General features: G+C 64.7%; 12 protein-coding genes. 4 read left to right on the top strand and 8 right to left on the bottom strand.

Translation table 11 applies throughout. The annotated features are described in order from the left end of the window. Positions 1-46: 46 nt before the first annotated feature. Positions 47-1,804, bottom strand: coding sequence for an FAD-dependent oxidoreductase (locus tag KU43P_RS02120; RefSeq protein ID WP_317660846.1), 1,758 nt, complete (start codon positions 1,802-1,804; stop codon positions 47-49). A 212-nt stretch (positions 1,805-2,016) separates the two neighbouring features. Here KU43P_RS02120 and KU43P_RS02115 point away from each other — a divergent pair, with 212 nt between their 5' ends. The 3 genes from KU43P_RS02115 (at position 2,017) to KU43P_RS02105 (ending at position 4,832) form a co-directional block, all read left to right on the top strand. After that, positions 2,017-2,508, top strand: a complete 492-nt coding sequence (locus KU43P_RS02115; RefSeq protein WP_317660845.1) for a hypothetical protein — start codon at positions 2,017-2,019, stop codon at positions 2,506-2,508. 79 nt (positions 2,509-2,587) lie between these two features. Next, the gene (locus tag KU43P_RS02110; RefSeq protein WP_317660844.1) at positions 2,588-3,994 is read left to right on the top strand and encodes an adenosylmethionine--8-amino-7-oxononanoate transaminase; all 1,407 of its coding nucleotides are present in this window, start codon (positions 2,588-2,590) and stop codon (positions 3,992-3,994) included. 115 nt (positions 3,995-4,109) lie between these two features. Next, positions 4,110-4,832: a 16S rRNA (uracil(1498)-N(3))-methyltransferase gene (locus KU43P_RS02105; protein WP_317660843.1), complete on the top strand. Its 723-nt coding sequence runs from the start codon at positions 4,110-4,112 to the stop codon at positions 4,830-4,832. A gap of 3 nt (positions 4,833-4,835) precedes the next feature. Here the strand turns inward: KU43P_RS02105 and trhA are convergent, their stop codons facing one another. The 7 genes from trhA to KU43P_RS02070 form a co-directional block, all read right to left on the bottom strand. After that, positions 4,836-5,453, bottom strand: coding sequence for a PAQR family membrane homeostasis protein TrhA (gene trhA / locus KU43P_RS02100; protein ID WP_317660842.1), 618 nt, complete (start codon positions 5,451-5,453; stop codon positions 4,836-4,838). A 141-nt stretch (positions 5,454-5,594) separates the two neighbouring features. Next, a complete protein-coding gene (locus KU43P_RS02095) occupies positions 5,595-6,068 on the bottom strand; it encodes a chemotaxis protein CheW (RefSeq protein ID WP_317660841.1) in 474 nt (157 codons plus the stop codon). Further along, positions 6,061-10,950, bottom strand: coding sequence for an Hpt domain-containing protein (locus tag KU43P_RS02090; protein ID WP_317660840.1), 4,890 nt, complete (start codon positions 10,948-10,950; stop codon positions 6,061-6,063). The genes KU43P_RS02095 and KU43P_RS02090 overlap by 8 nt, the downstream gene beginning before the upstream one ends. Positions 10,951-10,961: 11 nt before the next feature. Further along, positions 10,962-12,986 (bottom strand): methyl-accepting chemotaxis protein, encoded by a 2,025-nt coding sequence (locus KU43P_RS02085; RefSeq protein WP_317663707.1) that lies wholly within the window; start codon positions 12,984-12,986, stop codon positions 10,962-10,964. Positions 12,987-13,033: 47 nt separating this feature from the next. Then, entirely contained in the window at positions 13,034-13,588 is a 555-nt protein-coding gene (locus KU43P_RS02080) for a chemotaxis protein CheW (RefSeq protein ID WP_317660839.1), read from the bottom strand. Continuing rightward, entirely contained in the window at positions 13,585-13,950 is a 366-nt protein-coding gene (gene pilH / locus KU43P_RS02075) for a twitching motility response regulator PilH (protein ID WP_317660838.1), read from the bottom strand. The genes KU43P_RS02080 and pilH overlap by 4 nt, the downstream gene beginning before the upstream one ends. Positions 13,951-13,996: 46 nt before the next feature. After that, complete coding sequence (locus tag KU43P_RS02070) at positions 13,997-14,398, bottom strand: PleD family two-component system response regulator (protein ID WP_317660837.1); 402 nt, start codon at positions 14,396-14,398, stop codon at positions 13,997-13,999. Positions 14,399-14,716: 318 nt separating this feature from the next. Between KU43P_RS02070 and gshB the strand changes: the two genes are divergently transcribed. Then, positions 14,717-15,670, top strand: coding sequence for a glutathione synthase (gene gshB, locus KU43P_RS02065; RefSeq protein ID WP_317660836.1), 954 nt, complete (start codon positions 14,717-14,719; stop codon positions 15,668-15,670). Positions 15,671-15,686: the final 16 nt, after the last annotated feature.

The raw sequence follows: 15,686 nt of genomic DNA, 5'->3' as shown, positions 1-15,686 counted from the left end.
TGGGGACGGGCTTATCCTCGCGAAGTGACCAGAACAGGCGGGTACATCAATCAGCTTTGGCCTGGGCGTTGGTCACCGGCTTCTTGGCCGGCTCAGACTTGGCGGTCGCCTTCTTCTGCTCAGTTACCTTGTGCGCCTGCTTGGCCGCCGGCTTGTGCGCTGGCGCCTGCTTGGCCGGCAGCGCCTTGCTCGCAGCCGGTTTGACTGGTTCTTCCTTGGCGATAGGAGTGACCGCGGCAGGTGCAGCCGCAGGAGCGGGAGCTGGCGCCGGAGCAACCTCCTCGACCTTGGCAACCGGTGCTGCTTTCACTTCAGCCTTGTCGCCACCACCGAACAGGCGCGAGAAGAACCCGCCCTTGTCCTGGGTCGCCGCTGCGCCAGCGGTTGCAGCGGCGGCTACCGTCGCCGCCTTGGCCGGGTCGAACGACTTGCCGGCCAGCAAGTCCTGCACCTGGCTGGCAGCACGCTGGCCACTGCGCAAGGCGCCTTCAAGGGTGCCTGGGTAGAGGGCATCGGTGTGTTCACCGGCGAAGGTAATGCGCTGTACAGGGCGCTCCCACAGGCGCCAGTACTTGCTGATCTGGCCCGGGCCGTAGGCCAGGTAGGCCCCCCCGGTGCCTGCATCGGTGCTGTAGCGCTTGACCTCGTAACCGGTGAACGCCCCACGAGCCTGTGGATAGAAGGCGTGCAGGCGGATCAGCACCTGGTCGACCATCTGCTTGTCACCAAAAGCCTGCAGCAGCCGCGCGTTGTCGCCGGAGAGGTTGATGACCACGTTGGCGCCACCCTTGAGCGCAGGCTCGATCCACAGCATGCCGAGGCCGGCGTTACTGAAGATTTCGCCCGACATCCGCGAACGGCTCTCCCAAACCGGCTGCTTGAACTTGAGCATCAACTGGTCGCGCCAGCCGTAGTTGGTACCCCTAAGCGCTGCCACGTGCTGAGTATCCAGGCCTGGGGTGATCTGAATCTTGGCCAGGGCACGCAGTGGCACCGCCATGACCACGTAATCGGCCTGGTAGCCGGTGGTACCGGCCTTGACCGTGACGCCGTCCTTGTCCTGGACGATGGAGGTGACCGGCGAGCTGGTCTTGATGGTTTTCAGCTGCTTGACGAAAGCCTGAGCCAGCACCGGGCTGCCACCTGGCAAGCGCGCGGCACGCAGGTCACGGTCGCTGACACCGCGGTAGACGCGGTTCTGCTGGGCGAAGTAGAGCAGCGAAAGGCGCGACGGCTCATCGTAGCGGGTGCGGATCTGCTGATTCACCAGCTGCCGTGCAGTGGCCGGCAACTGCAGCTTGTCGAGCCAGGTCGACACGTTGATCTGGTCAAGGGCGAACAGGGTACTGTTCGCCTGCGGGTTGAGCGGGTCGTCGATCGAACGCGCCAGGTCGTCGAGGGTTTTCTCGTAGCGCTTGAGGGCTTCGGCAGTGGCAGGCTGCTTGGTGGCCAGGTCGGTGGCGCTGAAGTACTCGCCGTCGATCAAGTAACCCGGGGTACGCACGAATTCCGGCGCGGGCAGGGTTTCAAGCTTGAAACGGTCAAGGTACTGGTTGAGCACCGGCTGGGCCTTGCCATTGCCGATCCATTCGCTGGTCGCCAGGCCCGAACGGCCGCCCATGCCCGACTTGGCTTCCAGCAGGGTTACCTGCCAGCCCTTGTTCTGCAGCTCGTAGGCCGCGGTCAGGCCTGCCAGGCCACCGCCCACGACGATCGCCGTAGGCGTTTTGTCTTTGGCCAGCGCGGCGCCGCTGGACACACCGATCAATACCAACGCGCACAGGCGCACCCAAGCAGCAGCCATGATGGCGAACTCCGAGTCAGACGTAACAGGAATGGGAAGAGGCAAGAATTGCCCCGAGGCAGATGCGTTAAGAATACGTCAGGTATGCACACCCTGCCACCACAGCGACATCAAGTGCCTTTGGCAACTGGCATTTTTGTCAGTAGCCAGGCGCCTCACCGCTCAGCGATGCTCTCTGGTGTAGCCAAAAAAACCGACAAAAGGAGCTGCACATGATCTACGAGGAGCATTTCGCACAGCTCAAGAAGCAGTCTCTGAGCCACAATAAGACCTTGCAAACATCATCCGGGTTGAGCATCCGCGCCAACGGCACCTCCTGGACCGGCTTTCATGAAGCCTTCAAAGGCGATGACGGCACTGAGCTGGTGATCGGCGAGCACAGCGACGTGGAAATCGCCTTCAACCAGGAGGTCGAGAGCCTACGCCTGGAATACTACGTGGTGAGTGACCAGCATTACGACGATGTACAAATGCTGCTGGATACCGACAGCTACGATGTCGACCTGATCGTGCCGGTTACACGCAACTTCTACTGGCTGACGCTTTCCGGCAGCGGCTTCACCGAATTCATGCCAGGCCCCATTTCTACCCAACCCTATCAGCAGGTCATCGCCGGCCCGTTCCGACGCCTGACCATTTCCACGTCGCAGGCCGGCACCGTGCACATTCGCAAGCTCGAATGGACCCGCACCTGCCGCCATTGACCGCTAGCGGTTGTCCTGCCACCTGGCATTGCTTAGGCTTACGCGGTCAAACCACGCCGCAATGCCAGGAGAAGTGCCGATGGGCCTCAACGATCAGTGGATGCAACGTGACCTCAAGGTCCTGTGGCACCCCTGCACCCAGATGAAAGACCACGAGCAACTGCCCCTGATCCCGATCAAGCGCGCAGAAGGCGTGTGGCTCGAAGACTTCGAGGGCAAACGCTACCTGGATGCAGTAAGCAGCTGGTGGGTCAATGTGTTCGGCCATGCCAACCCGCGCATCAACCAGCGCATCAAAGACCAGGTCGACCAGCTCGAACATGTGATCCTTGCCGGTTTCAGCCATCAGCCAGTGATCGAACTGTCCGAGCGGCTGGTGGCCATGACCCCGGCCGGGCTGGACCGGGTGTTCTACGCCGACAACGGCTCGTCGTGCATCGAAGTGGCGCTGAAGATGAGCTTCCACTACTGGCAGAACATCGGCAAACCGGCGAAGAAGCGTTTCGTCACCCTGACCAACAGCTACCACGGCGAAACCATCGCCGCCATGTCGGTCGGCGACGTGCCCCTGTTCACCGAAACCTACAAGGCGTTGCTGCTCGACACCATCAAGGTGCCCAGCCCGGACTGCTACCTGCGCCCAGAAGGCATGAGCTGGGAAGAGCATTCGCGCAACATGTTCGCCGCCATGGAGCAGACGTTGGCCGAACACCACGAAACCCTTTCGGCGGTGATCATCGAGCCGCTGATCCAGGGCGCGGGGGGCATGCGCATGTATCACCCGGTGTACCTCAAGCTATTGCGCGAGGCCTGCGACCGTTATGGCGTGCACCTGATCCACGACGAGATCGCCGTGGGCTTCGGCCGCACCGGCACCCTGTTCGCCTGCGAACAGGCCGGCATACGCCCCGACTTCCTGTGCCTGTCCAAGGCCCTGACCGGTGGCTACCTGCCGCTGGCTGCCTGCCTCACTACCGACACCGTCTACCAGGCGTTCTACGACGATTATCCGACCCTGCGCGCCTTCCTCCACTCGCACAGCTACACCGGCAACCCGCTGGCCTGTGCCGCCGCCCTGGCAACCCTGGATATCTTCGAGCAGGACAACGTGATCGAGGCCAACAAGGCGTTGTCGGCACGCATGGCCAGCGCCACCGCGCACCTGGCCGACCACGCACACGTCGCTGAAATCCGCCAGACCGGCATGGCCCTGGCCATCGAGATGGTGCAGGACAAGGCTGGCAAGGTCGCCTACCCCTGGCAGGAGCGCCGTGGCTTGAAGGTGTTCGAACACGCTCTGACCCGCGGCGCCCTGTTGCGCCCACTGGGTAGCGTGGTGTATTTCCTGCCGCCGTATGTGATTACCCCGGAGCAGATCGACTTCCTGGCCGAGGTGGCCAGCGAAGGCATCGATATCGCCACGCGGGAAAGCGTAAGCGTCGCGGTGCCCGCCAGCTTCCACCCCGACTTCCGCGATCCGGGCTAGCCCAACAACCCTGTAGGAGCGGATTTATCCGCGATTGCGATGCTGGATTCACCGCCGCAATCGCGGATAAATCCGCGCCTACAGGCTGTTTCCACTCTTCAGCTTGAGCAGAACCATGAGACTGTCCCGCTTCTTCATCGACGCCCCCCTGAGCCTCGGCGAGCACGACTTGCCCGAAGCCCAGGCCCATTACATCGGCCGCGTGCTGCGCATGGCCCCTGGCGATGCCGTGCAACTGTTCGACGGCAGCGGCCAGGAGTTCCTCGGCCAATTGCTCGAAGTGGGCAAGAAAAGCGTGCGCGTCAGCCTTGACCAGGCCCTGCCCGGTCAGGCCGAGTCGCCGCTGCAGATCCACCTTGGCCAGGGCCTGTCCCGCGGCGAGCGCATGGACTGGGCCATCCAGAAGGCCACCGAACTGGGCGTCAGCGAAATTACTCCGATTGTCAGCGAACGCTGTGAAGTGCGCCTGAAAGACGAACGCGCCGACAAGCGCCTGGCCCACTGGCGCCAGGTGGCCATCAGCGCCTGTGAACAGTGCGGCCGCTCGACCTTACCAATCATTCATCCACCAGTGACCCTGGCCGAATGGAGCAAGACCACTGACGCCGACCTGAAGCTGGTCCTGCATCCGGTTGCCGAGCCACTCACCAGCCATGCCAAACCGGCACGCCTGGCCTTCCTGATCGGCCCCGAAGGCGGCCTGAGCGAGGCTGAAGTCGAACAGGCCAAGGCGGCTGGCTTCCATGCCGCCCGCCTCGGCCCACGCGTGCTGCGCACCGAGACCGCGCCAGTGGTGGCCCTAGCGGTGGCACAGCAGCTGTGGGGCGATTTTTCCTGACAGCTAACGCACGTAGAACGAAACCGCGACGAAGTGCATGAGGCTGCCGGCAATCACGAACAGGTGCCAGATGCCATGCCAGTGGCGAAAGCGGCTGTCGAAGGCGAAGAAGATGATACCCACGGTGTAGAACACACCGCCGGCCGCCAGCCAGGCAAAGCCGGCGGTGCCAAGGCTGTTCAGCAACGGTTTGACCGCCACCAGCACGATCCAGCCCATCACCGCATAGATGATGATCGACAGGATCCTCGCCTCGGAGCGTGGTTTTATCTCCTGCAACATGCCGATCACCGCCAGCCCCCAGACCACGCCGAACAGGCTCCAACCCCAGGGGCCGCGCAGGCTGACCAGGCAGAAGGGTGTGTAGCTGCCGGCGATCAGCAGGTAGATCGATAGGTGATCGAGCTTGCGCATGATCACCTTCGCCCGCCCGCGGGTGCTGTGGTAAAGGGTCGAGATACTGTAGAGCAGCAGCAGCGTGCCGCCGTAGATGGAGAAACTGACGATCTTCCAAGGGTCGCCTTGCAGGCCTGCGACGACGATCAGCCAGATGGCACCGATACAGGCCAGGACGGCACCGACCAGGTGGGTCCAGGCGTTGAAGCGTTCACCGTAATACATGCAAACACAGACCTCCTTGGGTGGGCTGGGTTCCCGCTTTGTTCGCTCCGACCCTATCACCGGCAAGCCGGCTCCCACAGGTATCGCGCAAAGTCCATGTGGGAGCCGGCTTGCCGGCGATAAGGCCATCAGCCTCACATCCTACCCAACCCCAGGTTGCAATTGCGCGTCACGCACCAGCCTTTCCAGCCCGACCAAGTCCGGCACCCGCGCCACCTGCTCCCCCACCTGCACGGCTGCCAGCTCCAGGCTGCCCAACGCTACATCCACGTAGTTGAGCTGGCTGTCGAGCTTGCACGAGCGCGGAATGTCTTGCAGCAACACCGCCAGATAACGCAGCCCAGTATCACCCAAGGCATTGAGCACCACGATGCGCGCCCGCTCGCCACAGGGTGTCTCGCCCCCGCAGGCAGCCTCGAAACCGATCAGCGGCAGATGCTGCTGGCGCCAGTCGAGCCAGCCCAGGTGCCACGCCGGATCACGCGGCTGGCAGAGCAGATTGCGCTGGCCGATCAATTCAGCCACGGCCACGTTGGGCAGCACCAGAGTACGGTCGCCCAGAGGCAGCAACAGGCCCGTCAGGCTGCTGCGCTGGCCAGCGATCAGTTCAAGCATGGTGCTGGCTCCAATGGGCGATGCTCTGCAGCAAGACCGACTCCTGATACGGCTTGCCCAGGTAGTCGTTGACGCCGATGGCCATGGCCCGGTCGCGGTGTTTCTGCCCGGTGCGCGAGGTAATCATGATGATCGGCATGTCCTTGAGCCGCTCGTCGCGGCGAATGCGTGTGGCCACTTCGAAGCCATCCATGCGCGGCATCTCGATATCCAGCAGCAGCACGTCTGGGCGGTGTTCATCCAGCAGGGCCATGGCATCGACCCCGTCCTTGGCGGTCAGCACGCTCATGCCGTGGCGCTCGAGCAGGCGGCTGGTGACCTTGCGCACGGTCACCGAGTCGTCCACCACCATCACCAGCAAGGCGCGGCGTGGCGCGGGCCCGAACAGCGTGTTCTGTACTCCGCTGCCGCCCGGCAGGCGCGCCAGGCGGCGTTGCTGGCCGCGCAACTGGCCGAGCAGGTCGAGAATCAGCACTACCCGGCCATCGCCGAGCAGGGTCGCGCCCGAAAGCCCGGCCACGGCCGCAAACTGCGGGCCAAGGCTTTTCACCACGATCTCACGGCTCGGCGACAGGCTGTCGACCTGGATCGCGAACGATTGCTCTTGGGAATGCACCAGTAGCACCGGCAGCGGCACGCTCTGCCCCAGCAGGCCGGGCCTTGGTAGCCCTTGCAGCAACTCGCCCAGGTAACGCAGCTGGTATTCATGGCCGGCATACACGTAATGCGGCACCTCAAGCTGATAGCAGGCGGCCAGTTCGGCCGGCGGCACACGGACGATCCCTTCTATGGTGTTGAGTGGTATGGCGTACTGCTCTTCGCCCAGGTGCACCATCAGCGCGCGGTTGATCGACACCGTGAACGGCAAGCGAATGAGGAAGCGGGCGCCCTTGCCCTGGGCCGATTCGATGGTCATCGAGCCGCCCAGTTGCTTGACCTCTTCGTGCACCACGTCCATGCCCAGGCCGCGCCCGGAAATCTGGGTAATCTTCTCGGCCGTGGAAAACCCAGGCCGCAGGATGAACTGGAGAATCTCGTGGTCGCTCAGGTTGGCCTGGGGGTCGAGCAGGCCGCGCTTGATGGCCTTGCGACGCACGGCTTCCAGTGGTACCCCGGCGCCATCATCGGTCATTTCGATGACGATATCGGCGCCTTCGTGCAGCAAGTTCAAGGCAATGGTGCCCTGCTCCGGCTTACCGGCAGCCAGGCGCACTTCGCGCGATTCCAAGCCATGGTCGACGGCATTGCGCAGCATGTGCTCAAGCGGCGCGACCATGCGTTCGAGCACGCTGCGGTCCAGCTCGCCTTCGGCGTTGCCCACCACCAGTTCGACCTGTTTGCCCAACTCGGACGCCACTTGCCGCACCACCCGCTGCAGGCGTGGCACCAGGCGTTCGAACGGCACCATCAGGGTGGCCGTCAGGCCTTCCTGCAACTGGCTGTTCACCCGCGCCTGCTGCTGCAGCAGGCTGTAGGCTTCCTGGGCGCGCTGGGCCAGGGTCTCCTTCAGGTCAAGCAAGTCTGAGGCCGATTCGAACAAGGCCCGCGACAACTGCTGCAACTGGGAATGGCGATCCATCTCCAGCGGGTCGAAGTCTTCATAGGCGTCGCCTTCGAACGGCTGACGGCTGCTGATCCGCCCTTGGGTCTCGTTGTCCAGGCGCAGCAACTGATCGCGCATGCGCTCCAGGGTGGTTTCCATCTCGTTCAGGGCGAACTGGGCGTCGTTGACCTGCTGTTCGATGCGCCCACGGATCACCGAATGCTCTCCAGCCAGGTTGCCCAGGTCATCGAGCAGCTCGGCGTCGACCTTGACCATATCGCCGGCTGCGCGCTCCGGTGCGGCGCTGGGCTGATCGGCGGGCGCCGCTTCGGCCGGTGCCTGGCCGGCGGCGCTGTCGGTGAGCGCGGCACTGCTGAAGTTGCGGATGTAGTCGATCAGCGCGGTGGCGGCGTGCAGCGGCTGGCCCAGGCGCACGGCATCGAGCATGTGCGCCAGGCGGTCGTGGCAATTCTGCAGCAGGGCGAACAGCGCCGCGCTGGCCGGCAGGCGTCCGGCAGCCAGCAGTTCGTAGAGAAATTCCAGTTCGTGGGCCAGGTCGCCGATGGCAGCGATCTCGACCATGCGCGCGCCACCCTTGAGGGTGTGCAGGTCGCGCAGCAGGTTCTCCACCTCGACGCTGTTGCGCGGGTCGGCTTGCCAGCGTGCCAACGCGGCGGCGGCGCTCTCGACGATATCCGAGCTTTCCTCGAGGAAGACTTCCAGCAGCTCTTTGTCGCCCGGGCTGTCGGCCTCCTCGGCCAGTTCCGGCGGTGCGCTCAGCGCCGTCACCGAACCCGGTGCCACCAGGCCAGTGGCCTCCGGCGCCAGCGCACCGGCCAGCAAGGCTCGCAGGCCGTCGACGCAGTCGGGGCGTGGCGTCAGCTCTTGGCCGGCCGCCACCTCGTCGAGCATATCCAACAGCACCTCATGGGCTTGTCGGGCCTGGGCAAAAAAGTGCGCATCGGCGCCCAGGCTGCCCTCTTCCACCGCCCCGTAGAGGTCCAGGAGCGCTTCGCACACGTCATCCATCTGCCAGAGGTCGGCCAGGTGGGCCGCGTGGCACAAGGTGGTCAGCTCGTCGAGCAGGCTGTCCAGCGACTGACGCTGACCGGGTTGCTCTTGCCAGCGCGAGAGCAGCGACTCGGCATCCAGCAGTATGTCCATGGCCTGGGCCAGGAAGATGGCTGTGCGTTGCGGGTCGCGTGCGTTGCGCCGCGCATGGGATTGCTCGTCATGCAGGGAGGCCAGGCGTTCATCCACCGCTTCGCCGACCTGCTCGATCAACTGCGCCGCGCCGGGAATGGCAGCCAGCGGGGTGCTGCCCAACTGCCCCAAGCCCTGCTGGAACAGGACATGCGCCAACTCCAGCCAGGCGATTTCGGCACCCTGCAACGGCAACTGGTGGCCACGGTACTCGCGGACCAGACGATCAAAGGCCGTCGCCAACTCGGCAATCGGCATTACGCCGGCCATCGCGGCACTGCCCTTCAGCGTATGCAACGCGCGCTGCAGGTCATCGCTGACCGGCGTGTCCTGCCCGCTGGCCGCTTGCAGGAAAGTGTCCAGGCTGGCCAGATGGCCCTGTGCTTCATTGCGGAAGATTTCCAGCAGTTGCGGGTCGAGGCCCTCGATTTCGACACCAATGGGGGTGTCGTTTTCAGCCAGCGCGTGCAGGTGGCTGGCCAGCTGCTCGATCTCGGTGACTTGCGGCATCTGCCCCGCAGCGAAATCGGCCAGCAGGTCGGGCAGGTGTACCACGACCTGCTGCAGCGCCACGGCCCCCTCTGGCGCCAGCGCGATGCGCCCTTCCAGGACACGGTTGAGCAGGTGTTCGCCGCCCCAGGCCAGCTCGGCAACAGCCTGGGCATGCACCATGCGCCCGCTGCCCTTGAGCGTGTGCAGGTCGCGGCGTACTTCAACCAGGGCGTCACGCAGGCTGTTGTCGGCGCGCCAGCGCAGCCAGTGGCGCTCGATTTCCGGCAATAACTCACCGGCCTCTTCGAGAAACACCTCGCGCAGTTCATCATCGATGCCATCGCTGTCACCGTCATGACTCGCGGCCTCGCCATGGCTGCACTGCACGCCCAACGCCGCCAGGCTGGCGCGGGCCATTTCGAGAAATGGCTGGCCATCGGCGAGAGGGTCGGCCACTCGCCATTGCAGGTAGCACTCGCCCGCACTCAGCGCTTGCGCCAAATGATCCAGCTCCTGCGCCGGCGGCTCCACATCCAGGTGCTGCAACCAGCCCTGCACGTAGCCCGCGCAGCCGCCGAATACCTGCGCGGCGGCTGGCAGCATCAGCATCGCCAATGCCCCGCGCACCTGCTGCAACAAGCCAGGCAATGGCTGCAGGCGTTGCCGGGGCCAATCGGACTCCAGGCAGTCACCGATCAGGTCTTTGGCCTGCTGCAAGACCGACAACGATTCGTTCAGCACCAACTGGCGAATCTCTGCCAGGTCCGAGCCGGGCAAGCCGTTCTGCCCGCCCTCTTCCAACGGGCCGACCATGCCATTGAGGCTGGCCTCCACGTACAGCAGTGCACCCGCCACATCCATCAGCACCGGGTCATCCACCGCACGTTCACCCTGGGCCAGCGCCTGCAACGCCAGGACCTGGTCGATGATGACCCGCCGAGGCTGCTGGAAGCCCAGAACGGCCAAGGTGTCGGCAACATGTCGCAGCGGTGCGAGCAAGGCGTCCAGTTGTTCTATGTGCAGGCGATCGCCCCGCACGAACTGGTCCAGGCGCTCCTTGATCCGCACCAGGTCATCGCACAAGGCGGTCACCACCGAACGCAGAGCATCGCGGCCCGGCCCGGCCTGCACCTGCTCACGCCAGTTGCCCAGGGACAGGTCGAGGTTGGCCAGGTCATCGGAGCCGGCAAAACGCTGGGCCGCGCCGCTGATCAAGCTGCCCTGGGCCAGCGGCTCGACACCTCGGCAGGCACGTAGCTGGTTGAGCAGCGGCAGCATCACCAGCGGCAGGTCGTGGCGCGCCCCGCGCAGACGCTCGAGGTATGAGGGCAGTTGCTCCAACCCGCGAAACAGCGGGCCCAGGCAGTCGCCACGCGGGCTCACCTGGCCCTCGGCCAACGCTTTGGCCAGCAGCTCCAGCTCTTCGGCCAGACGTGTGGCGCCTCGCAGTTCGAGCATGCGCAGGCAGCCATGCACCTGGTGCAAGTTGTCCACCACGAACGCCAGGATGGAGCGGTCGTCGGTCTCGCCGGCAAAGCGCTCCAATGCCTGGCGCGCCTGGCCCAGGCAGTCGAGGATGGCCGCCCGGGTCCAGGCCAGGGCGACCGTGTCGTGCCGTTCCGGGTTCACTGCTGCAGAAGCCATGGGCATTTCCCTCAACGGCGCTCGGCCGGTGCCGGCAGGGTGAAGCCAGACACCGAGCGGCGCATCTCGCTGGCCATGCGGGCCAGGTGGCGGATGCTGTCGGCGGTGGCGCCGGAACCGGCGGAAGTCTGCGCGGTAATCTGCTGGATCACGGCCATGGTGTGGGAAATCTGCCCTGCCGAAGACGTCTGCAACTGGGCGGCGTCGGAGATGCTGTGGATAAGTTCGGCGAGGTTCTGCGATACGCCTTCGATCTCGGCCAGCGCCACACCGGCATCCTGGGCCAGGCGCGCACCACGCACCACCTCGGCAGTGGTCTGCTCCATGGAGATCACCGCCTCGTTGGTGTCGGCCTGAATGGTCCGCACCAGCGCCTCGATCTGCCGCGTGGCCGAGGAAGACCGCTCCGCCAGCCGCTGCACTTCATCGGCTACCACGGCAAAGCCGCGGCCTGCCTCGCCTGCGAGCGACGCCTGGATCGCTGCGTTCAATGCCAGGATGTTGGTCTGGTCGGCAATGTCGTCGATCAGGCTAACGATATCGCCAATCTCCTGGGACGACTCGCCCAGGCGCTTGATCCGCTTGGCGGTGTCCTGGATCTGCTCGCGAATGTTGTCCATGCCGTCGATGGTGTTGTGCACCACTTCGTTGCCCTTGTTGGCAATGGCCACCGACCGCTCCGCCACCTTGGCCGACTCGTAGGCATGGGCCGAAACCCGGTCGATCGACTCGACCATGTCGCCCACCGCCTCCGACGCTTCGCTGATCTGGTCGGCCTGATGCTCCGAAGCCTTGGCCAGCTGACGGGCGGTGTTCTGGGTGTCCTGCACGGCCGCTGCCACTTGTTCGGCACTGTGGTTGATGGTTGCGACCAGGTCGCGCAACTGGTCGACCGAATAGTTGATCGAGTCGGCGATGGCACCGGTGAAGTCCTCGGTGACCGACACGGTGACAGTCAGGTCGCCGTCAGCCAGTTCCTCGATTTCATCGAGCAGGCGCATGATCGCCTGCTGGTTACGTTCGTTCTTTTCGGCGGTCTCGCGCAGCTGGCGGTTGGTGGTGCGCACCATCACCAGGCCGATCAGGATGATCGAGGCCAGCGCCAGCAGGCCGAGCACATAGCCGCCGACGGTGTCGAGGGTGCGGCTCCCGGCCAGGTTCTCGAAGCCGTTGGCCAGGTGCGAGGCTTCTTCGAGCAGGGTCTGCGACAGGCTGAAGATATTGCCCGCAGCCTCACGCACTCGGAACAGCTCGGGCGAGGTTTCGAGGATTTCATCCACCGAGCCAGCAACGAACTGGAACAGCTCGGCGATTTCCGCCAGCCGCGCACGGGCGTCGGCATCTTCCACACGGGTAACCTGGATCGCTGGGTTGCCGGCGAGCATGCCTTCAAGTACTTGACCAAAACGGCTGGCGTCACGGCCAAAGGCATCGGCAGCCTGGGCGGCGGTGTCGTCGCCGGCCAACACCGTATTGACCGAGCCAAGGATGCGCTCGGCGAGCAGCAACTGGCGCTGGGCCACCACCACCTGATTGGCCGGTGCGCCGCTCTGCAGCAGGATCTCGACCACTTTCTCGTATTCGACCTGCAACTGCGGCACGGTTTCGGCGAGGGTAGCCGCCACCTGGTGCAGCGACAGCACGGTCTGTTCGCTGGCGAGAATGGTGTCGGTATTCTTGCGCAGATTTTCCCAGTCCTGGCGCACGGCTTCCATTTCATCGCGCACGCCGACCGGTGCAGCAGGCAGGCCAGTGGACTTGTCACCCTCGCGCAGGTAGCTCCAGCGCCGTTCGAAATCGTTGCGCGCATCCGACAGCAGCTTGAACGCCAGGGCCTTGCCGGCCGCCGCCTCGGTGGCGTTCTTGGCGATGCGCTGGGACAGCACGCGCAGTTCGCCGGCGTGGCCGATGTACTGCTTGTCGTGGTTGGACTGGGTGTTGAGGTAGGCAAAGTTGGCGAACAGCAGGATGATCGACAGGATCAGCACCACGAACAGCACGGTGATCTGCACGATGCTGCGCGTGCGCGGCGTCATGCTGTTGGGGGCGACACTGGTGGCCGGCTTGTTCACGTTCGAAAGTCCTATAACGCCACATCGAGAAAGCCCGGCGCCTGGGCCAGGGCGAAGGGGCTGAAGATCGCCCAGTTGCGCTCACGCGGGAAATGCCCCTGGACGAAACGCGCCGCGGCGCGCAGCAGCGGCTGCGGCGGCGACAGCTCCAGGCTACTCAGGGCGAAATGCTGCAAGCCCAGTACTTCGTCCACCAGCAGGCCGACAAACAGGTCTTCGTGGTCCAGCACAAGCACCCGGCGCTGCTTGCCCGGCGCTGCCGGACCGAGGCCGAAGAAACTGCTCAGGTCCATTACCGGCAGCAGCCGGCCACGCAGGTTGGCCACCCCGCACACCCACGGTTGCACGCCGGGTACGCGGCTGCTGCGCGGTTCGCGCAACACTTCGGCGACCTCGCCCATGGGCGCCACGAACCACTGCCCGGCGATGCGAAAGCCGATACCGCTCCATTGCTGCAGGCGAGTGTCATGCGGGGGCTGGTCGGCCACCAGCAGGCGGCAGCGCCGGTCGATGTCCAGCAACAACTCGAAGGCGGTCAACGACGCGCCCTGGGGGCGGGTGGTCAAGCGCCCAGCACTTCGTTGAGTTTGGCGATCAGCGCGTCTTCTTCCACCGGTTTGGTGACGAAGCCGCGGGCGCCCTGGCGCTGCGCCCAGATTCGGTCGGTTTCCTGGTCCTTGGTGGTGACGATGAGCACCGGAATCGAGCTGGTTTCCGGGTCCTTGCTCAATTGCCGGGTGGCCTGGAAACCGTTCATGCCGGGCATGACGATGTCCATCAACACCGCGTCAGGCTTCTCCTGGCGAGCCAGGGCCACGGCGTCGGCACCGTTGCTGGCCTTGAGCACCTGGTGCTGGTGTTTTTCCAGCCAGGCGGTCAGTTTGTGCATCTCTGTCGGCGAGTCGTCGACAATCAGAATTCGGGCCATGCTGCTTCCCCATCAGGAAATAGAGGCCGCGCCACTTCGGGCGCGGTCAGGGTGCGTGTTGTTCCTGCGCGACGAAACCGGGCACGTGGGCCCTGATCGCGTCGAGCAGTTCTTCCTTGCCAAAGGGCTTGGTCAGGAACTGGTCGGAGCCGACCACCCGGCCGCGGGCCTTGTCGAACAGGCCATCGCGTGACGACAGGAGAATCACCGGGATGTCCTTGTAGGCGCTGTTGTGCTTGATCACCGCGCAGGTCTGGTAACCGTCCAGGCGCGGCATGAGCACGTCGACGAAAATGATCTGCGGCTGGTGGTCGACGATCTTGGCCAGGGCATCGAAGCCGTCACTGGCGGTGATCACTTCGCAGCCCGCTTCGCCGAGCAGCATCTGCGCGGTGCGGCGGATCGTGCGTGAATCGTCGATCACCATCACCTTCAGGGGTTGTTCCATAGATGCCTACCCGTCGGAATTGACTGTACGTTACGCCGCTCTCGAGGCCGCTCTGCGGCCTATCGCCGGCAAGCCAGCCCCCACAGGTACAGCACATTCCTGCAGATTGGCGCCGTAGCTGTGGGGCTGGCTTGCCAGCGATGGGCTGCGCAGCAGCCCCAAAGGCCTGTGATACAGCACTGTGACTGGCATTTTTAGCACACTCCGGATAGCCATTCCATCTGCCCCACCCCTTGACCCGCGGCGTTCGCGGCGCCACCCTGAGCCACTTTTCTTTCGATTCGTCGCGGCCACCCGCCGCCAAGAGGAACCACCCCCATGAGCGTTCGCCTCGGCATTGTCATGGACCCCATCGCGTCCATCTCCTACAAGAAGGACAGCTCGCTGGCCATGCTGTTGGCCGCCCAGGCCCGCGGCTGGAGCCTGTTCTACATGGAGCAGCGCGACCTGTACCAAGCGCAAGGCAAGGCCCGCGCCCGCATGCGCCCGCTCAACGTGTTCGCCGACCCGCAACGCTGGTTCGAGCTGGGCGACGAACAGGACAGCCCGCTGGCCGAACTGGACGTGATCCTGATGCGCAAGGATCCGCCGTTCGACATGGAGTTCGTCTACAGCACCTACCTGCTGGAGCAGGCCGAGGCCGAAGGCGTGCTGGTGGTCAACCGCCCGCAGAGCCTGCGCGACTGCAACGAAAAACTGTTCGCCACGCTGTTCCCGCAGTGCACGCCGCCGACCCTGGTCAGCCGTCGCCCGGACATCATCCGCCAGTTCGCCGCCGAGCACGGTGACGTGATCCTCAAGCCGCTGGACGGCATGGGCGGCACCTCGATCTTCCGTCACCGAGTGGGCGACCCCAACCTCTCGGTGATTCTCGAGACCCTGACCGCACTGGGCGCCCAGCAGATCATGGCCCAGGCCTACCTGCCGGCGATCAAGGACGGCGACAAGCGCATCCTGATGATCGACGGCGAGCCGGTCGACTACTGCCTGGCACGCATCCCGGCCAGCGGCGAGACCCGCGGCAACCTGGCTGCCGGTGGCCGCGGCGAAGCCCGCCCACTGAGCGAGCGCGACCGCTGGATCGCCGCCCAGGTCGGCCCGACCTTGCGCGAAAAGGGCCTGCTGTTCGTGGGCCTGGATGTGATCGGCGATTACCTCACCGAGATCAACGTGACCAGCCCGACCTGCATCCGCGAGATCGACGCAGCCTACAACACCGATATCGGTGGCAAGTTGATGGATGCCATTGATCGCCAGCTCAAGGCGCGCTGACCGCCGACGCGGAGCA

Source organism: Pseudomonas sp. KU43P (assembly GCF_033095865.1).
Lineage (GTDB): Bacteria > Pseudomonadota > Gammaproteobacteria > Pseudomonadales > Pseudomonadaceae > Aquipseudomonas.
Note: the sequence above shows the minus strand (reverse complement) of the source record. Positions and strands in the feature narration are given on the sequence as shown.